Below are 19,086 nucleotides of genomic sequence, written 5' to 3'. Positions count from 1 at the left end.
ATTATGATAGCTCTTTCAACGGTATATAACATTTCAAAATATAAAGATCCGGTACTACTCGTTAATAAAATAAAGTCGCTTGGGTTTTGTTCTGTAGAATTAAGTGTAGAAGTTCCTGAAGATTTTATTAATTATATAACTGGAAATCTAAAAGTCGTTTCAGTGCATAACTTTTGTCCCAAGCTTGATTTTGTTCCAAAAGATAGGGTTCTTTGCAATGCATATCATATTTCTGCAATTAACAAAGAAGAAAGGGATAAAGCAGTAGAACTTACAAAAAAGACGATAGATATTGCCTGTAATACTGGTGCAAATGCAGTTGTTGTTCATTCAGGTGAAGTTGAAATGGAGTTATCCGGGGGGCTTTTAGCAAAAAAATATAAAGATACAAAAGGCAGCGGTGAATATAGTAAAACGTTGAAAATGTTTTTGCGTGAAAGAAAGATAAAATCAAAATTATTCCTGGATAATGTTTTGAAGTCGCTTGACGAAATTTTAAATTATGCTGTAAAAAAAAATGTTAAAATAGGAATTGAAAATCGTTTAATAGCGGATGAGATACCTTCGTTTGAGGAATATGCGGTTATTCTCGGCAAGTTTGACACGAATTATCTCGGTTTGTGGTATGATGTCGGACATTCAGTTGTTGCCGAGAAGCAGGGTATTGTAAAAAACCACATTGATTTTCTAAGAATGTTTTCTAGCCGGCTTATTGGTATGCATTTGCATGATGTTTCAGGTGTTCGTGACCACAAAGCGCCGGGAACCGGAGAAGTTAATTTTAATGAAATATCAGAATTTATACAAAAAGAAACAATTCTTGTTGCTGAAGTATATTCAACAGCAACAAAAGGCGAGCTGAAAAATTCAATGAAGTATTTGGAAAACTGCGGGTTTTGTAAATATTCAACCCCTGGAAAACTTAGTTTTTGTTGAAGAGACACAAAAACTATGATTACACAGACCTGCCTGACGGTAGGCAGGTTAAAAGTGAGATTACACAGATTAGAATTGTTTGATTTTTAACAATTACAATAGGAGAAAAAGATGCCTGAATTAAGAAGAGACCCGGTTATTGGCAGGTGGGTAATTATTACAACTGAACGGGGAAAAGTTCAGCCGGATGTTGAAAAAATTCACGAAGATTCTTTGACTAGTAACGGCGGGTGTCCTTTTTGTTTGGGGAATGAGAGTAAAACACCTCCCGAAATTTTATCTTTTAGAGAACCCGGGACCAGAAAAGACGAAAAGGGCTGGTGGGTCAGGGTTGTTCCTAATAAATATCCTGTTTTAAGGGTAGAAGGAAATCTTGGCAGGCGCGGTGAGGGTATGTTTGATTTTATGGATGGGATAGGTGCTCATGAAGTTGTTATAGAAACACCTAAACATAATGCCGCATTTTCAGATATAGAAAATAAGGATGTTGAAGAAATTATATGGGCATGGCGTGACAGGACACTTGATTTGAAAAAAGACATACGTTTTGAGTATATTTTAGTTTTTAAAAATCACGGGGCTGCTGCCGGTGCTTCGCTTGTGCATCCACATTCACAGATTATTGCTATGCCGACTGTTCCGGTAAGAGTTAAGCAGGAATTGGTGGGTAGCAGAAACTATTATGAATATAAAGAAAGATGTGTTTTTTGTGATATTATAAGGGAAGAGACAGAAGCAAATGTAAGAATTGTATCTGAAAACGCAGATTTTATTTGTATTACACCTTTTGCGTCAAGATTTCCTTTTGAAACATGGATACTTCCAAAAGTTCATTCATCAGTATTTGAGGATTTGCAAAAACACGAAGTTGTAAATCTTGCTATGATTTTAAGGGATATTAATGGGCGAATGAACAGAACGTTAGAAGACCCGCCTTATAATTTTGTCATACATAATTCACCTTGCCGTAGCGGAAAATCGCTATACTATCACTGGCATTTAGAGATGATGCCGCGATTAACAAAAGTTGCCGGATTTGAATGGGGAACAGGTTTTTATATAAATCCGACACCGCCGGAAGAAGCAGCAAAATTTTTGAGAGAAACTTAAAAAAAACGTTCGCAAGCAAATTTTCTTGATTTGCGCTCGGGAGCTTGTTTCGCAGAACCGTGTCCAGCTTGTGCTGGCACTCTCACTCGTTCCGCTGAATGTTTTAAGCGGAACTCCGTGAAGTTCTGCTCAACAACTCCCTCGCTCTGTGATTAGGTTGTGCGAAAATTTCTTGCTTACTTGCGATATTAATGCAATGTTAAGAGGTTTATATTTATGATTATTAAAAATGTGTATCCGGAAATAGAAGGTGGGTTGTATCCTGTTAAAACTGAGGTTGACAGGGGGTTTATTGTTTCTTGTGAAATTGAAGGCGATGAGCATCCTGTTTTAAGATACAAAAGAATATCAGAAAAAAAATGGAAAGAGATTTTAATGCTTAAAGAGGGTGTAAAATATACTGCATCATTTACTCCGATAACACCGGGTTTTTATCAATATACAATTGCCGGTTACAGTAAAATATTAGAAGTTATGGTTGAAAAAAAATACGCACGTTTTGCAGCTTGGTATGAAATGTTTCCACGTTCACAAGGTATTCAACCCGGGAAAAGTGCGACATTCACTGACTGCGAAAATCGGTTAACTGATATCAAAAAAATGGGATTTGACGTTATATATTTACCGCCTATTCACCCTATAGGCAGGTCTCATCGCAAAGGACCTAATAATTCGTTAAATGCCGGACCAAATGATCCCGGTTGCCCGTGGGCTATTGGTAACGAGCAGGGTGGTCACAAGTCTGTGGAGCCGGAACTTGGAACAGTTGAGGATTTTAAACATTTCGTAAAGGAAGCCAATAAAGTTGGGATTGAAATCGCACTTGATATTGCGTTACAGTGTTCTCCCGACCACCCATATGTTAAAGAACATCCTGAGTGGTTTCACAAAAGACCTGATGGAACAATCGCCTATGCTGAAAACCCGCCAAAAAAATATGAAGATATATATCCGTTAAATTTTTATCCGCCGAACAAAGATATGATGTGGCAGGAGATGAAATCAATTTTTGTGTTTTGGAGGAAACAGGGTGTCACCCATTTTCGTGTTGATAATCCTCATACAAAGCCGACAGAGTTTTGGGGGTGGGTCATACGTGATATAAAAAAAGAATATCCTGATACCGTATTTTTAGCGGAAGCATTCACAAATTATGAGAAGCTTGAAGAACTTGCAAAAGTAGGTTTTTCACAATCATACACATATTTTACCTGGCGGAACGGGAAAAATGAATTGATAGAATATGTCTTAAAATTAACAAATTTTTATTTAAAGGATTTTTTACGGGCAAATTATTTTACCAACACTCCTGATATATGCCCGCCGATAATTCAGTCGGGAGGACAGCCTGCTTTCAAAATGAGAGTCGCGCTCGCTTCCACGCTTTCTTCAGTGTATGGTATTTATAGCGGTTATGAACTTTGCGATGGAAATGCTTTTCCCAGAACCGAAACTTATGCCGACTCGGAAAAATACCAGTATAAGGTTTGGGATTGGAATAAACAGGGAAACATAAAAGATTATATAGCTAAAATCAACGAAATACGGAACTCTAATCCTGCATTGCAACAATACGATAATTTAAGAATTTACAATTCCATTAATGACAATATATTTTTCTATGGAAAAAAATATGGAGACAATATAATTCTAATTGCGGTAAATGTTAATCCTTTTGAAATTCAGAATGCAAGAGTGACCGTACCTGTTGAAGAGTTTGGTATTTCATCAGATACGGATTATATTGTAGAAGAATTGATTACCGGTAAGAAGTATGTATGGCATGGCAGAGAAAATTATGTTCGTCTTGAACCCCACAAAGAACCTGTTTATATATTTCGTGTAGTAGCGCGCCCTTGGCGCGCCACAAAAAATGAACCTCAAAACGAACTTGCAGTACAACATTCAAAAAAATTCTTTGAGTTACGGGAAAAGGTTACAAAACACAATGATGTCTATGCGAGAAGAGAATTAGCAGAATTTTTTAATAACGAAATTTTATGGCGAGTTTATACCGGTGAAACTTTTGATGAAAATTATGCTAACACGATAAATATAGAAGCAAGAAAATATGAGTTCCAGTCAATTATTCATGCTTATATAACAGCACCTGGACATTAATTCAAAACATAAAAAAATCATACCCCTCAACTCTTTCTTCTCCCCACAGGGGAGAAGATGAAAGATGAGGGGTGAATTATGATGTTTTTTGAAGATAAAAAAATATTTTTTGTTTAATTCATTAAAATAGTTATATCTTGATTAAAATAGGAGCGTATAATAATGAAAGTAACAATGATGGCAAAAGAGTATCCTCCATATGTTTATGGAGGGGCAGGAGTTCACTTAAGGTATTTGGCACAGGAACTTTCAAAAATAATGGAAGTTGAAGTAAGGTGTTTTGGAGACCAGAAAATTGATGAAAAAACACTGAAAGCAATCGGCTATAAGGGTTGGGAAAAATTAAAAGGTAAAAAGTTCTCACCTACTCTTGAAACAATGTCTACAAATCTTATTTCCGTTTTAGAGGATATTAATTCCGATGTTGTTCATACACATACATGGTATGGGCATTTTGGCGGACTTCTTGCCAAAATATTATATAACATTCCGTTCGTTGCAACCTGTCATTCGTTAGAGCCCCTTAGGCCTTGGAAAGAAGACCAGTTAGGCAGAGGATATCAATTGAGTGCCTGGATTGAAAAAATATGTATAGAATCAGCAGATAAAATTATTGGTGTTTCAGGTTTAATGAAACAGGATATACTTAAGTATTTTACTATTTCTCCTGACAAGATTGAGGTTATTCATAACGGGGTTGACTTGAATAAGTGGAAATATACACCTTTGAGCCCGTCATTGAAAAAAGAATATGGTATAGCAGATGATTATATACTTTTTGTAGGCAGGCCTACGCCTCAGAAAGGAATGGAATATTTAATTGATGCTGCCGACGACATTCCCGTCCAGATTGTTTTCGGTGCTTATGGTGCTGATACTAAGGATTATGAAGAACAAATGACGAAAAAAGTTGAAAAGAAAAAGAATATTGTTTGGATTCATAAATTACTTAAAGAAGAAGAATATATTCAGTTATATAGTTCAGCAAAAGTTTTTGTTTGTCCTTCAATTTATGAGCCGTTTGGAATAATTAATCTTGAAGCTATGGCATGTAAAACACCTGTAGTCGCTGCTGCAACAGGCGGGATTTTAGAAGTTGTTATGCCGGAGGAAACAGGTATTCTGGTCGAGCCGAAAAATTCAAAACAAATAGCGGATGCTGTTAATAGACTTTTAAAAGATGAAAAATTAAGAAATAAATTCAGCGAAAACGGGCGAGCACGTGTTGAAAAATATTTTTCCTGGGAATATATTGCTCAAAAAACAAAAAAACTCTATGAGAGTCTTGTAAAATAAACTGTTGTCAGAAGGATTTCGTTAAGCAAGGTTATAGAAAGTGTTTTTAGGATTTAAACTCTAAAAACCCTATAACTCTATAACTAAAACAATTTTCCTTTTTGTTTTAGAATAAAAAAAATATATATGGATATTTTGAAAAAATATAATTATGATGAAAAGTTGTTTGAGGATTTAAGAAAAAAGTTTCTGTCGGGTGAATTTTCCGATAAAAATAACATTATCAAGGGAAAGGTGGAATCGCCTGATGAAACAAAATTTTTTAATTCAGAGAAAGATTTGGATACAAAACAAACATTGGCTGAGGTTGGGGCTGCTGCAATAAAGAGTAAAAAATTAGGTATTGTGGTTGTTAACGGCGGGATGGCGACAAGATTTGGCGGGGTTGTCAAAGGGATTGTTGAAGTTTATGATAAAAAGAGTTTTTTACAGATAAAACTTGAACAAATAAAAAAAGTTAACTTAAAATATAATGTTTCAATTCCGATTTACATAATGAATAGCTTTGCAACAGAGAATTCGACACTTAAATATCTTAAAGAAAACGGCTATTTCGGGCTTGAAAATAATATAAAGTGTTTTAGTCAGTTTATTGCAAAACGATTGAATATTGACGGGAGTTATTTTTTGCCGGAAAAAGACAGTTATTACGGTCCGGGACACGGCGATTTTATTTACGCGTTTCAAAAAAGCGGTTTTCTGAATGATTTTATTAAGAATGGCGGCGAACATTTATGGTATTCTAATGTAGATAATCTTGGAGCCACAATAGACGAGCAGATTTTGGGGTACCACATAGAAGGAAAATCGGAAATGACCGCTGAACTTGCCGTAAAATATCCCGGAGATAAAGGCGGTGCTCCGGCAGTTGTTGACGGGCATGTGGAAATTGTAGAGCAGTTCAAGTTCCCTCCGGATTTTAACCAGGATTCAATTTCTGTTTTCAACACAGCAACTTATGTTTTTAAAGCAAGTGCACTAAAAAGCTCCTTTTCATTACCTTTTTATTATGTTGAAAAAAAGGTCGGGGATAAAAAAGTTATACAGTTTGAACGGCTTACCGGTGACCTTTCTGCAATGCTAAAGACAAAATATGTTGTTGTTGATAGAGAAAAAAGATTCATTCCGATAAAGACCCCGGACGATTTAGAGAGAGATAGAAATAATCTTAAAAAGAGGTTTGACTAAAAGTTTTAATTTTAAGAATACTGAATATTTGATTTAAAAATGTTAAAAAAAATAGTTATTATTTATATTGTTTTTGTTATTATACTTTCATGCATGGTCATCATACCGTTGAAAAACAGAATTCATAACGAAGACAACCATTCGGTGGCATTAGCGATTGAATATGATGATGCGGCTAACTTTTTCGGAGTTGAGAAATTAGTTGATTTTAAGAATGCCGGAATAAATACGGTCGTAATATCAGATGAAAAAGCAAAAGAATATTATGAGGAAAGCGGCGAGATAAAATACAAGAAACTTCCACAGGAAAAATATTATGGACCGTCGCCGGAAAAAATTTCAAATGCTTCAAAACTGAATCTTAATATTGTTTTGTCTGTACAGGGAGATATTTCTAAAGTGCCCGTAAAAACGCCGGGCATATTATCTGTTATTTTATCTGACGATTTTTACGGGGAAATTCCAAAAGATTTTGATTATACTTTCGGGCTTGTTGAATTTGCCAAGCAGAAAGAAGTTAGAAAAATATTGGAAAATACATCTACGGGATTCAGGGTATTTAAGACAAGATGGGAAGGGGATTATAAGAAAAATCTTGAAAGAATAAAAAGAGCAGTCTTAGAAAGGAATGTAAGGATAGTTATTGTTGATTTGGCACAAACTGATTTGGAGAATGCAATTGAATATATCCGTCAATCAAAAAATGTCCTGAAAGAAGCCGGATTTAACATAGAAAGACCTGCTCCGGTAAAAGATATAAACGTTAAACTTTTGAAATACACTATTTTTTTAAAAATCATTTCATTGCTTGTAGCATTATTATCTCCGGTATTTATATTTTTGTTATTGCCAAATCTCAGTTTTATATTCACCAAGAGGTCCCCTGTTTTAAAGACAGTTGCTGCTTTTCTTATATTAACACTAATTTCTTTATTATCCGGAGTTATAATTGCAGGTGTTTTATCAATGAAGAATTTTATGCTGGAAGTTGATTTATTTAGCGGAGTAAAGATAGCTTCAATTATGCCTGTGCTTTTTATATGTTATATGTTATTTAAAGATAATTTTAATGGGTTTCTAAAAAAACCTGTGTTATATATTGAATTGTTTTCTTTAGGTGTTTTGATTTTGGCAGCAGGTTTTTATATCATGAGAACCGGAAATTACGGCAGTATTACTTCTACGGAAGATACTTTCCGTTCTTTGCTGGAAAAAATATTTTATATCAGACCTCGTCTCAAGGAATTTTGTATCGGTCACCCGTTTATGCTGTTAGCTAGTTATCTTAAGTATAATGTAAAAAGTTATATGTGGAAACCATTTTTTGTTATTGGAATAATCGGGCAGATTTCAATAATAAATACATTTTGCCATATTCATACTCCATTTTATATTTCACTTTTAAGAAGTTTTAACGGAATATGTTTTGGGATAATTTTAGGTATAATATTAATTTATATTTATTCATACTTTCTTGGTAAAACAGCAAATGTCTGATATAGTTATTTCCGGTTATTATGGTTTCAAAAATACAGGCGATGAACTTATTCTTAAAGCAATAGTAAATGATTTAAGATTTTACAAGCCTGGGATAAAAATTACTGTATTGTCAGCGACACCAAAAGAAACGGCAATAACATATAATTTGCGCTCAATTAACAGATGGAATCTTTTTACCATATTAAAAGAGATTAAAAATTGTAAAATGCTTGTTTCGGGTGCCGGCGGTCTTTTCCAGGACACGACAGGTTCTTTAAGTCTATGGTATTACCTTTTAATAATATTTATTGCAGCTATTTTCAAAAAGACTGTTTTTGTTTATGCTGTAGGTATTGGTGAAATCAGGCATTTATTCAATAGATATTTTATTAAGAATTGTTTTAATAAAGTAAACCGCATTACAGTACGTACACGACAAGATAAAGAAATGTTAGAATCTTTCGGGGTAAGGAAAGAAATTACTATTACGGCAGATCCGGTGTTCGGGCTTGATTTAGAGCCGTATAAAAAGAACAATAATATACAAAATAATCAAATAGGTGTAATTATCAGAAAAACCGGTAATTGGAAAAAGGATATAAAAATATTTTCCGAACTTTCAAGGTTGTTCATGGAAAATACGGGGACAAAAATTATTTTTATACCATTTCAGAAAACATCAGATTTGAAAATACTTAGAATGATACAAAATGAGATTGCTCAAAAGACAGAAATTTTTATCTGGGAAGAAATTGATGATATATTAAAGCTGTTTTCACGGCTGGATGTAATTGTCAGCATGCGTTTACATGGTTTAATTCTTGCATCAAAGTATGGGATACCATTTGTCCCTATATCAAGATATTCGAAAATTACAAATTTCCTTAGTCTGATTGGGTATGAAAACTCCGCGAAAATAAATGAGTTTACGTCCGGAGATATTTATAAATATACGCTAAACGAAATATCAGGCAAAAAGAATGGTATAAATAAAACGTTTGAAATATTGGAAGATTTAAAAAATAAGGCAAAAAAAACAGCCGAATTGTGTATTTCAGAGCTTGAAAGGAACAAATTATCATGAAATATATTAAAAAACTATCGTTACTGGGAATTATTTTTATATTAGTCAGTTTGATTTTTTATGGATTTTTTTCACTTGTTTTAAAGAATCTGTTTTCTTATCTTACATTACTTGAAGAACGGGTTGAAATTGTTGCATTCATAAGCGATAATGTAGAAAATGATAATCAAAAGGACGAACTTTTAAAAAAGATAAGCGATATTGAAACAATAGAAAAAATAAAATATACCTCCAAAGCAGAAGCGATTGAAGAGTTTAAGAAAAACCAGGAATTTGCCAAACAAATTAAAATTCTTGACGAAAACCCGCTTCCCGCAACAGTCGATATTTATTTAACGAAAAAAGATCCCGAGACAATTAAAAGGGTAGCAGAAGAAGTCAAATTAATAGACGGTATAGAAGAAATATATTACACTTCAGTTGAAGCTGAAAATCTGCTAGCGATAAATAAAGTATTTAGAAACTTAAGCAGGTTTGGAAATCTTATTTTCAGCTTATTTATTATTATTTCATTTGTTGCTGTATTTTTGTCGACAAATAAAAAAGAATATATTCACGGAATATATGACGGAATTGTCGGGGGAGGAATTGGTTTTTATATCTTAAATATAATTTATAAACATTTATTTGTTCCAAATTTTAAGGCACCGGTTTTCTTTTCGAGATATGAAATTATATTAATTTTAATAATTGTAATAGTTGCAAGCTTAGCATTGAGAATACCAAAAAATGTTTTTTCAAAAAAACAATAAAAAGAAAATAATAGGCTTAAAACGGCAAACTGAAAATCAATTCATGAAGGTTTTAGCGGGGATTATTTATTTCAGTATAATTGCTTTTTCTTGTATTTGTTATACTTATGCTGATAATTATGATAAACAGATAAAAGAATATAAACAGAAAATAAAAAAGAGTAAAAAAGAGCTGACCGGGGTTAAAACAGAAATTTCTAAAAAAGAAGATAATGTAAAAATTATAAAAAAAAAGGAAGCGTCAATAGAATCACAACTTGAAAATATTCTAAGAAACCTTGAATCAACAAAAATTGAATTACAAAAAACAAAAATATTGATTGCTCAACAGCAAAAATCTATAGACGGTTTAAAAATTAAGTTAGAAATAACAAAGAAAGAAATGATTAAGTGGAAAGATACGCTAAGAAACGAGATAAGGTTTGCATATATCCAGGGAGTAGGAAGACCGGTTACTGATGAATATTCGGCAAGGATATTGCTTTCTTCGAATTCATCGGCTGATTTGGTAAAACGTTATAAATTCTTGCAGCTTTTAGCAAGACAAAAATCGTTCGTTTATCTTCAAACAGCAAAAAATGTAAACAAATATGAATCACTTAAAATTAAACTTGAAAGCGGGATGGAAGAACTGAAAAATCTTGAATTAAAGAAAGGTATTTCAGAACAAACATATTCAAGACAAAAAAATGATAAAAAACAGCTTCTTTCAACTGTTGTTAAGAAACGCATTTTTTATGAACAGGAAATTGGCAGCTTAAGAGACTCTGAAACGATGCTTTCTGAATTAATAGATCTTTTAGAAAAAAAAGCTAAAGAAACAGAAAAACAAAAAGAAGAAGAACGGTTATCCAGGATTAAAATGTCGAAAAAGAAAGGTTTAATATCCTGGCCTATAGAAGGTGAAACATCTGATTTAAGAAAAAATGTTTCATCAATTTTTGGCAAACAAAAACATCCGGAACTGGATACTTGGGTAATTAACAACGGGATAAGAATAAAATCAATACTTGGTCAGAATATAATTGCAATAGATAAAGGAAAAGTAGTTTTTGCCGGTGAGTTTAAGTCATATGGGAAAATGGTAATTATTGACCATTTAGGAGGGTTTTATTCCATATACGGTAATCTTGATAAAATAATGGTTAAAGAAGAACAGGAAATACAAAAAGGTGAAGTCATAGGTATCGTAGGGATTTCAGTTTATACGCAGGATGCATCGCTATATTTTGAATTAAGGCGAGATGGTGTACCCCAGGACCCGCTTAGCTGGTTGAAGTAAAAATAGCCGGTCACAAAACTAAAGGTTAAGAATAGAGGTTGTTGTTGAAGTTAAAATATAGATTATTACTGGTGTCATTGCGAACCGAAGGTGAAGCAATCTCGTAGTTTTTAAATAGAGATTGCCACGCCCGCCACTGAACCGTTGGCGGGCTCGCAATGACAGCATGAGGGTTAAAATATATTAGCCCATAAATTCTCCGACCGACAATTAGTTTCATACAGGCTTTGAAGTAAAAATTTACAGGAGGTAAAATGTTTAAGAAAAAGAAAGGATTTTTAGTTTTGGTGTTATTTTTAATAATAGGAGTATCATTATTAAAGTATGACATGGTCAAAGCAGCTTCTGATGACGTCTATAACCAGATAAAGATTTTATCACAGATACTGGTATATGTAAGAGAAAGTTATGTAGATGAGCCGGATATGAAAAAGCTTATTTACGGTGCTGCTGACGGAATGATGAGGACACTTGACCCTTTTTCTCAGTTCATGGAACCTACTGAAGCAAAAGAGATGAAAGTTCATACAGAAGGTCATTTTGGGGGTTTAGGAATCAGAATATCCGAATCAAATGACGGTTGGATTACAGTAGTTACACCTATACCAGGGACACCGGCGTGGAGAATGGGTATTTTACCGGAAGATAAAATTATAAAAATTAACGGCGAAGATGCCAAAGATCTTTCAACAGATAAGGCAGTTGAAAAATTGCGGGGTCTCCCCGGCACCAAGGTAACGATAACTTTATTTCGTAAAGATAAAGAACCGTTTGATTTAACATTGACGAGAGAAGATATTCCGGTTGTAACGGTTGTAGGAGCGAAGATGCTTACTGATACCATAGGTTATTTTAGGGTTACTGAAATGAACGCAAAAACAACCGAAGAATTAGACATTGCGCTTTCTGAGCTAACGAAGCAAGGTATGAAGTCAATTGTTTTTGATTTGAGAAATGACCCGGGCGGGTTGCTGAATACTGCTGTCGATATCTGTAAAAGATTTGTCGGTGAAAATAAATTGATTGTTTTTACCCAGGGCAGAAAGTTCCCGAGACAGGATTACCGCAGCGATTCAACTGCTCCTTATGCAAATGTTCCTATGGTTGTTTTAGTTAATAAGGGTTCTGCATCCGGGGCTGAAATAGTTGCCGGTTGTATGCAAGATCACAAGAGAGCAGTTATTATAGGAATGCAGTCATTCGGTAAGGGTTCTGTCCAATCGCTTCTTCCGCTTGAAGGTGGAGCATCGCTTAGACTAACAACTCAAAAATATTATACGCCATCCGGGAGAAGTATTCATAGAGATCCAGTGAAAAAAACGGGTGGAATAACTCCTGATATAGTTATCGATGTTACACGCGAGACAGAAATTGCACTTCAGAAACAGGAATTAGATGATGAAATTGCAAATGCTAAAGATAAAGGTAAAGAAAAGGATAAAGATAAAGATAAAAAATCTGTTTCACCTGCAGCGGGTAAGCCCGACGCTTACAATGTTGTAACATCAACTGCAATTGTTCAAAATGTAAAAGCAAAAGATGAAATTCTTGAGAGAGGGATACAGATTTTACAAGTAAGAGATATTCTAATCGGTAAATAAAGAATGAAAAAACTCTGGCGACTTTTGATTCTTGTAATTATATGTATTATAATTATATTCTATTTCCGTAGTAGACCGGAAGATCTTTCTACATTGTCAAACCAAATTGACATTAAAATTAACAAAATATTAACAGATTCCGGGGTAACTAACGAAGAAGTAGTACGGAATCTCCGTATTGAAAAAGAATCAAAAGTCGCAAAGTGGATTGAAGTTAATAAAGATATAAAAACTGATACAAAAAAGATAGCTGATATAGTTGTAAAAGTGAAAGTTGGGCTTGAAGAATATTATGGTGTAAATACTGATTTCGACGGGAAAAATAATTTACTTTTGATTTTAAAAAACGGGATTATTTTAAATAAGATTTTATTTTTGCCGGCTAAACCTGTAAAATTAAAAGCAGCAATTTTAATTGATGATATAGGATATAAAAAAGATGAGTTAGAAAGCTTTTTAAAGTTGAATATTCCTCTTACATACAGTATTCTTCCTTATGAAAGATATTCTGCTTATCTTGTTAGCGAGTTGAAAAAAAACAATCAGGAATATTTTTTGCATCAGCCGATGGAACCCGAAAGATACCCAACTGTAAATCCCGGCAAGGCAGCAATTTTACTGAATATGTCTGCTAAAGAAATAGAAAATATGGTATTAAGAAATCTTAAAAATGTTGAAGGTGTAACAGGCGTAAATAATCATATGGGAAGTGCTTTTACACAAGATAAAAGTAAAATTACAGAATTTTTGAACGTTATAAAACAAAAAAATCTTATTTTTGTCGATTCAAGTACGTCAAATAAATCTGTCGCATATAAAGTTGCTGTTAATATGAATATAATCTCACGAAGAAACGAGGTTTTTTTGGATAACGAGGACAATCTCGAATACATTTTAAAACAACTTTATTTACTAAAGAAAAAAGTAGAGAAAAATGACGGATGTGTAGCAATAGGACACATACATACAAAAAATCTTCCGTTAGCACTTTATAAAGTTATTCCTGAATTTAAAAAAGCAGGTATTTCTTTTTTAACTGTTTCGGAATATGTTAAGAACGAGGGAACCGTTAAATAATGGTTATAGGGTTATTGGGTTATAGAGTTAAAACCCTAAAACCCTATAACTCTAAAACTCTATAAACTTTACTTTATGAATATTCTTGGGATTGAAACTTCTTGTGATGAAACGTCGGCTGCTGTTGTAAAAGACGGAAGATTTATTTTGACAAATGTTGTATCGTCACAGATAAAGATTCATAAGAAATACGGTGGAGTTGTTCCTGAACTTGCGTCACGGCAGCATCTTGAAAATATAAATGTGGTAATTGAAGAAGCTTTAAGAAAAATAAAAAAGATTGATGCTGTTAGTGTTACGAAAGGTCCGGGACTTATTGGTTCACTGCTTATTGGTACAACAACTGCGCAGGTAGTTTCAGATATATTAAAAGTTCCGATTGTCGGTGTAAATCATATTGAAGGGCATATTTTTGCCAGTTTCATAAAAACAGATAGACATAGAAAGCAGGAATCAGCACTTGTTCCACCGTTCATTGCCCTTGTCGTTTCCGGAGGGCATACTGACTTGATTCTTGTTAAAGATATGGGGAAATATGAAATTTTAGGCAGGACCCGTGATGATGCTGTGGGTGAAGTTTTTGATAAAATTGCAAAATTTATGAAGTTGGGTTACCCTGGAGGACCTATAATAGATAGATTATCAAAACAGGGAAATCCGGAAAAAATAAAATTTCCTAGACCATATATGCATGATTCTTGGGATTTTTCTTTTTCAGGGCTCAAGACTGCAATTATAAATTATATTTTTGCAAATAAAATTGACATAAAAAAACGGAACCGGCAGATTCTTGATATTTGTGCTTCATTTCAGCAGGCGTGTGTTGATGTTCTTGTAAAAAAAACAATTATGGCATCTGTGAAATACAATATTAAAAAAATAGTTTTAGGCGGAGGCGTTTCTTCTAATTCGCAATTACGTTCAACTTTTGTTGAAAAATGCAAGGCAGAGAATATAAAATTATTTATACCTGAAATAGTTTTATGTACAGATAATGCAGCTATGATTGCTTCAGCAGGATATTTTAAAATAAAGAAATGCGGATGTGGAGAAGAAATAAAACCGTCAGCAAATCTTGAATTGGAGAATTGGTGAAAATATGAAATGTGATTTTATGCTGGATACTGAACGATTTCACAGGCAGGGTTTTCCTGAAGCAGTTTATTCGCTGGGGAAGACAGAAGAACAGATTGTGAAAATTATAAATAAACTTGTAAAAAGCCGGAACCCTTTAATAGTGACAAAGATTGAAAAAAAATTGGCTTTGAAAATAAAGAAAAAGTTTGCAAAAAATAATCTTAAATATTATGAAAAAGCGAAGATTTTAGCAGTAAACCCGGTAAAAATATCCGGTAACGGTTATATTGCAGTGATAACAGCGGGAACATCAGATGTTTCTGTTGCAGAAGAGTCTGCTGTGGTTGCTGAATTGCTTGGCAATAGGGTTGAAAGGATATACGATGTTGGTGTTGCAGGAATTCACCGGCTTTTCAAACATGAAAAAATAATAATAGAAGCATCTTGTGTTGTTGTATGCGCCGGAATGGAAGGTGCTTTATCTTCAGTTGTAGGCGGTCTTGTATCAAAAGTTGTTATAGGTGTTCCGACATCTACCGGTTATGGCACAGGTAAAGGCGGTTATTCTGCACTTTTAACAATGTTAAATTCCTGTTCTCCTAACGTTTGCGTTGTTAATATAGATAATGGTTTTGGAGCGGGGATTATTGCAAATATTATAAATAAAATGAGAAATTGTTGAAAAATCCAACAATTCCTGATTACAACGATTAAAGACAATATTAAACAGACCTGCCTGACGGTAGGTAGGTTAAGACCAGGCGGTAGTATATGTGTAATAGGTTTTCGAAATTTGTGTATTAACTTATGAAAATAGCATATTTTAATTGTTCGTCCGGAATTTCAGGTGATATGATTTTATCATCTCTTGTTGATGCAGGGGTTAATGAAAAACATCTTATAAGCCTGTTAAGAAAAATACCAATTGCTAAATATTCCATGAAGTTTTCCAATATTCAAAAAAATGGAGTTCATGCAAAGTTTTTACACTTGACCGGTGGTGAACAGATAAGAGAGTTTTCAAAAGTTAAAAAGATAATAAAAAATTCAAAAATTCCTGAAAATATCAAACAACAAGGTTTAAAAATCTACTCAAAACTTGCCTATGCAGAGTCAAAAGTACATTCAACGTTAATTGATTCTGTTCACTTTCATCAGATTGCAGAAGTAGATACGATTATTGATATTTTTGGCACAGCTATCGGATTAGAAGCGTTAAAAATAGAAAAAGTTTATTCATCACCGTTGAACCTGGGAGTGCCTGCGCCTGCGACAATTGAAATTATAAAAGGGATTCCTGTATATTCAACAAGTACGATAAATGAGCTTGTAACACCAACAGGTGCTGCGATTATTTCAGTATTAGCTGAAAAATATGGACCAATACCGGAAATGAGAATATTGCAAACGGGCACGGGAGCGGGACAATTGGATTTTGAAAAGCCCAATGTTTTAAGAATTTACATAGGTGAATCTGAAAAAAAGTACTTTTCGGATGATAAAAAAATAGTTCTTGAAACTAATATTGACGATATGGATGCCCGTATTTTTCCATATGTTCAGAATAAGCTTTTGCAAAACGGTGCATGTGATGTATGGTTTTCAAATATCTATTCAAAAAAGGGCCGTCCGGGAATAATATTATCCGCAATTACAACAGAAGAAAATGAATTAAAAATTGCCGATATTATTTTTTCTGAAACGACAACATTAGGCATTAGAAGAGTTCCGGTATCGCGTTGGATATTAAAAAGAAAGAAAGAAGGTGTTTATAAAATTGCAAAATTGAAATATTTAGAGAAAAAAACCGTAGAATATGATGAAGCAGTGAAAATAGCAACCAAAAAAAATATTCCATTATTGAGGATTCTGTAAGTTAAAAGTGCTTGACAAAATACGAAAAATCCTTTATAATTCGAGGAGTATCAATTAGAGGAATTTATGGCTGTAAAAAACATGGCTTTAAAAAAGAAACTTGGTGACCTCCTGGTGGATGTAGGGATAATTACGCCCCAGCAGCTTCAGGATGCCACCGAAGAACAAAAAAGACGTGGTGGAAAACTTGGTGTTATTCTGATGTCGTTAGGTTATATAACTGAGGATGTTCTTTTAGCGTTTTTAGGTAAACAGTGCGGTGTATCTTATGTTTCACTCTCCGAATATGGTCAAATCGCCGAAGACATTGTAAAATCTGTTTCTGAATCAGTAGTAAGACACCAGAATCTTATTCCGATTGCAAAAGAAAACAATGTACTTACAATTGCAATGGCAGACCCGCTAAATGTTTTTGCAACCGATGATTTACGGCTTATGACCGGCTGTGAAATAAATGTGGTAATTGCCTCTGAAGCAGAGATAAAAGCAGCTATAGAAAAATACTATGGTAGTAAAGCATCAATGGATGACATAGTAAAGGATATGGAAGTTCAGGGTGTTGATGCAAATGTTGATATTGTAAAGGAAGTTGACGCAGGAAAAGATATTACATCACTTGAGGCAGAAGGTGAAGATGCTCCGGTAATAAAAATAGTTAACTTGTTATTATCCGGTGCAGTAAAAGCAAAAGCTTCCGATATACATATTGAACCATATGAAAAATCACTTCGTGTAAGATATAGAATTGACGGTGTGCTGCATGAGGTTGCAGCACCTCCTAAAAGAACACAAAATGCGATAGCATCCCGTTTGAAAATAATGTCAAGTCTTGATATTGCAGAAAGACGGCTTCCTCAGGATGGAAGAATAAAAATAAAAGTTTTGAATAAAGAAGTGGATTTGCGTGTATCGGTTCTTCCGACTGCTTTCGGTGAGAAGATTGTTATGCGTATTTTGGATGCGTCATCGTTGTGTCTTGATTTATCGAAACTCGGTTATGAGCCGGACACGCTTGCCGTTTATCAAAAAAATATGAACATTCCTTATGGAATTGTTCTGGTAACGGGTCCGACAGGTTCAGGTAAATCAACTACTCTTTATTCTACGCTTGCCCAGTTAAATCAGCCGGATGTTAATATATCCACCATCGAGGACCCGGTTGAATATGTTTTGGAAGGAATAAATCAGGTTCAGGCAAGACCGGATATAGGACTTACATTTGCAGCCGGATTAAAATCATTTTTACGTCAGGATCCTGATATCATAATGGTCGGTGAAATTCGTGATACCGAAACTGCAGAAATAGCAATCAATGCTGCATTAACGGGTCATCTTGTTTTCTCGACACTTCACACAAATGACGCGCCCGGTGCTGTTACGCGTCTTAACAATATGGGAATAGAACCGTTTCTAACGACATCAACTGTTATTATGGTGGTAGCACAGCGGTTGGTTCGTGTGATATGTCCGGATTGTAAAGAATCATATGAGCTTCCGGCAGATGTGCTTATTTCGTCCGCTATGTCACGGAAAGAAGTTGGGGATGCCAAAAAAATACAACTTTTTAAAGGCAGAGGTTGTGATAATTGTTCCAATACCGGTTACCGCGGGCGTTTAGCGTGTTATGAAGTAATGGAAATCACTGATAAAATAAGGGAATTAATTTTAGACAGAGCATCTACTCATGTAATCAAACAGGCAGCAGTTGAAAATGGCATGACTACTCTTCGGGCAGCAGCACTAAGGAAAGTTCTTGCGGGTGTAACAACTGTTGAAGAAATGATGAGAATTACTTTTGCAGATGCAGAATAATGATATTTTTAAGGACTTTTTCAAAAGACACTAATTAAGGAGTAAAACGACTATGTTAAGTATGGACGAGTTATTGAAACTTATAATTCAAAAAAATGCTTCTGATTTGCATCTTACTGTCGGTGCACCTCCAATGTTAAGAATTGACGGCGAGGTATTCCATTCGCATTTTGAAAAACTTACGCCTGATGTATGTCAACGGCTGATTTATTCTCTTTTGACTGATAAGCAAAAAGAGAAATTTGAAGCGACAAATGAATTAGATTTGTCGTTCGGTATAAAAAGTATCGGCAGGATAAGAATGAATGTTTTTAGACAGCGGAATTCAGTAGCAGCTGCTTTAAGGACAATACCTGAAAAAATACTTACATAGATCGGAAGAGCACACGTCTGAAC

The 19,086-nt window shown here is 34.3% G+C and carries 16 protein-coding genes; all 16 read left to right on the top strand.

Annotated elements, in window-relative coordinates:
- Positions 1-3 precede the first annotated feature (3 nt).
- The 16 genes from PHE88_04740 to PHE88_04665 all read left to right on the top strand — a co-directional run bounded on the left by PHE88_04740 (position 4) and on the right by PHE88_04665 (position 19,063).
- Positions 4-936 carry a TIM barrel protein gene (locus PHE88_04740; GenBank protein ID MDD5687123.1) on the top strand — a complete coding sequence of 311 codons (933 nt, stop codon included), beginning with the start codon at positions 4-6 and terminating at the stop codon, positions 934-936.
- A 111-nt stretch (positions 937-1,047) separates the two neighbouring features.
- Positions 1,048-2,046, top strand: a complete 999-nt coding sequence (gene galT / locus PHE88_04735) for a galactose-1-phosphate uridylyltransferase (GenBank protein MDD5687122.1) — start codon at positions 1,048-1,050, stop codon at positions 2,044-2,046.
- Between the two features lie 216 nt (positions 2,047-2,262).
- A complete protein-coding gene (locus PHE88_04730) occupies positions 2,263-4,167 on the top strand; it encodes a DUF3416 domain-containing protein (protein ID MDD5687121.1) in 1,905 nt (634 codons plus the stop codon).
- A 162-nt stretch (positions 4,168-4,329) separates the two neighbouring features.
- Positions 4,330-5,463 (top strand): glycogen synthase, encoded by a 1,134-nt coding sequence (gene glgA / locus PHE88_04725; GenBank protein ID MDD5687120.1) that lies wholly within the window; start codon positions 4,330-4,332, stop codon positions 5,461-5,463.
- 126 nt (positions 5,464-5,589) lie between these two features.
- On the top strand, positions 5,590-6,651 hold the full coding sequence (locus PHE88_04720) for a UTP--glucose-1-phosphate uridylyltransferase (GenBank protein MDD5687119.1): 1,062 nt from the start codon (positions 5,590-5,592) through the stop codon (positions 6,649-6,651).
- 39 nt (positions 6,652-6,690) lie between these two features.
- Positions 6,691-8,148 (top strand): DUF5693 family protein, encoded by a 1,458-nt coding sequence (locus PHE88_04715; protein MDD5687118.1) that lies wholly within the window; start codon positions 6,691-6,693, stop codon positions 8,146-8,148.
- Entirely contained in the window at positions 8,141-9,214 is a 1,074-nt protein-coding gene (gene csaB, locus PHE88_04710; GenBank protein ID MDD5687117.1) for a polysaccharide pyruvyl transferase CsaB, read from the top strand. The genes PHE88_04715 and csaB overlap by 8 nt, the downstream gene beginning before the upstream one ends.
- On the top strand, positions 9,211-9,966 hold the full coding sequence (locus PHE88_04705; GenBank protein ID MDD5687116.1) for a permease-like cell division protein FtsX: 756 nt from the start codon (positions 9,211-9,213) through the stop codon (positions 9,964-9,966). Before csaB ends, PHE88_04705 begins: the two co-directional genes overlap by 4 nt.
- Positions 9,944-11,248 (top strand): peptidoglycan DD-metalloendopeptidase family protein, encoded by a 1,305-nt coding sequence (locus tag PHE88_04700; protein MDD5687115.1) that lies wholly within the window; start codon positions 9,944-9,946, stop codon positions 11,246-11,248. Before PHE88_04705 ends, PHE88_04700 begins: the two co-directional genes overlap by 23 nt.
- A gap of 254 nt (positions 11,249-11,502) precedes the next feature.
- Entirely contained in the window at positions 11,503-12,849 is a 1,347-nt protein-coding gene (locus PHE88_04695) for a S41 family peptidase (protein MDD5687114.1), read from the top strand.
- A gap of 3 nt (positions 12,850-12,852) precedes the next feature.
- A complete protein-coding gene (locus PHE88_04690) occupies positions 12,853-13,926 on the top strand; it encodes a divergent polysaccharide deacetylase family protein (protein MDD5687113.1) in 1,074 nt (357 codons plus the stop codon).
- Positions 13,927-14,001: 75 nt separating this feature from the next.
- The gene (gene tsaD, locus PHE88_04685; protein ID MDD5687112.1) at positions 14,002-15,021 is read left to right on the top strand and encodes a tRNA (adenosine(37)-N6)-threonylcarbamoyltransferase complex transferase subunit TsaD; all 1,020 of its coding nucleotides are present in this window, start codon (positions 14,002-14,004) and stop codon (positions 15,019-15,021) included.
- 4 nt (positions 15,022-15,025) lie between these two features.
- Positions 15,026-15,685 carry a nickel pincer cofactor biosynthesis protein LarB gene (gene larB, locus PHE88_04680; GenBank protein ID MDD5687111.1) on the top strand — a complete coding sequence of 220 codons (660 nt, stop codon included), beginning with the start codon at positions 15,026-15,028 and terminating at the stop codon, positions 15,683-15,685.
- A 125-nt stretch (positions 15,686-15,810) separates the two neighbouring features.
- Complete coding sequence (larC, locus tag PHE88_04675; GenBank protein MDD5687110.1) at positions 15,811-16,878, top strand: nickel pincer cofactor biosynthesis protein LarC; 1,068 nt, start codon at positions 15,811-15,813, stop codon at positions 16,876-16,878.
- A 66-nt stretch (positions 16,879-16,944) separates the two neighbouring features.
- Positions 16,945-18,690 carry a type IV-A pilus assembly ATPase PilB gene (gene pilB / locus PHE88_04670; GenBank protein MDD5687109.1) on the top strand — a complete coding sequence of 582 codons (1,746 nt, stop codon included), beginning with the start codon at positions 16,945-16,947 and terminating at the stop codon, positions 18,688-18,690.
- Positions 18,691-18,742: 52 nt separating this feature from the next.
- Positions 18,743-19,063 (top strand): hypothetical protein, encoded by a 321-nt coding sequence (locus PHE88_04665; GenBank protein ID MDD5687108.1) that lies wholly within the window; start codon positions 18,743-18,745, stop codon positions 19,061-19,063.
- Positions 19,064-19,086 lie beyond the last annotated feature (23 nt).

It is taken from the genome of Elusimicrobiota bacterium, assembly GCA_028718185.1.
Lineage (GTDB): Bacteria > Elusimicrobiota > UBA8919 > UBA8919 > UBA8919 > JAQUMH01.
Note: the sequence above shows the minus strand (reverse complement) of the source record. Positions and strands in the feature narration are given on the sequence as shown.

Bases quoted from the DNA above. Each gene is read 5' to 3' on its own strand.
- galT (MDD5687122.1), top strand. From the start codon at position 1,048: ATGCCTGAATTAAGAAGAGACCCGGTTATTGGCAGGTGGGTAATTATT.
- PHE88_04695 (MDD5687114.1), top strand. From the start codon at position 11,503: ATGTTTAAGAAAAAGAAAGGATTTTTAGTTTTGGTGTTATTTTTAATA.
- PHE88_04730 (MDD5687121.1), top strand. From the start codon at position 2,263: ATGATTATTAAAAATGTGTATCCGGAAATAGAAGGTGGGTTGTATCCT.
- PHE88_04740 (MDD5687123.1), top strand. From the start codon at position 4: ATGATAGCTCTTTCAACGGTATATAACATTTCAAAATATAAAGATCCG.
- csaB (MDD5687117.1), top strand. From the start codon at position 8,141: ATGTCTGATATAGTTATTTCCGGTTATTATGGTTTCAAAAATACAGGC.
- PHE88_04705 (MDD5687116.1), top strand. From the start codon at position 9,211: ATGAAATATATTAAAAAACTATCGTTACTGGGAATTATTTTTATATTA.
- PHE88_04665 (MDD5687108.1), top strand. From the start codon at position 18,743: ATGTTAAGTATGGACGAGTTATTGAAACTTATAATTCAAAAAAATGCT.
- glgA (MDD5687120.1), top strand. From the start codon at position 4,330: ATGAAAGTAACAATGATGGCAAAAGAGTATCCTCCATATGTTTATGGA.
- pilB (MDD5687109.1), top strand. From the start codon at position 16,945: ATGGCTGTAAAAAACATGGCTTTAAAAAAGAAACTTGGTGACCTCCTG.
- larB (MDD5687111.1), top strand. From the start codon at position 15,026: ATGAAATGTGATTTTATGCTGGATACTGAACGATTTCACAGGCAGGGT.
- PHE88_04720 (MDD5687119.1), top strand. From the start codon at position 5,590: ATGGATATTTTGAAAAAATATAATTATGATGAAAAGTTGTTTGAGGAT.
- larC (MDD5687110.1), top strand. From the start codon at position 15,811: ATGAAAATAGCATATTTTAATTGTTCGTCCGGAATTTCAGGTGATATG.
- tsaD (MDD5687112.1), top strand. From the start codon at position 14,002: ATGAATATTCTTGGGATTGAAACTTCTTGTGATGAAACGTCGGCTGCT.
- PHE88_04690 (MDD5687113.1), top strand. From the start codon at position 12,853: ATGAAAAAACTCTGGCGACTTTTGATTCTTGTAATTATATGTATTATA.
- PHE88_04700 (MDD5687115.1), top strand. From the start codon at position 9,944: ATGTTTTTTCAAAAAAACAATAAAAAGAAAATAATAGGCTTAAAACGG.
- PHE88_04715 (MDD5687118.1), top strand. From the start codon at position 6,691: ATGTTAAAAAAAATAGTTATTATTTATATTGTTTTTGTTATTATACTT.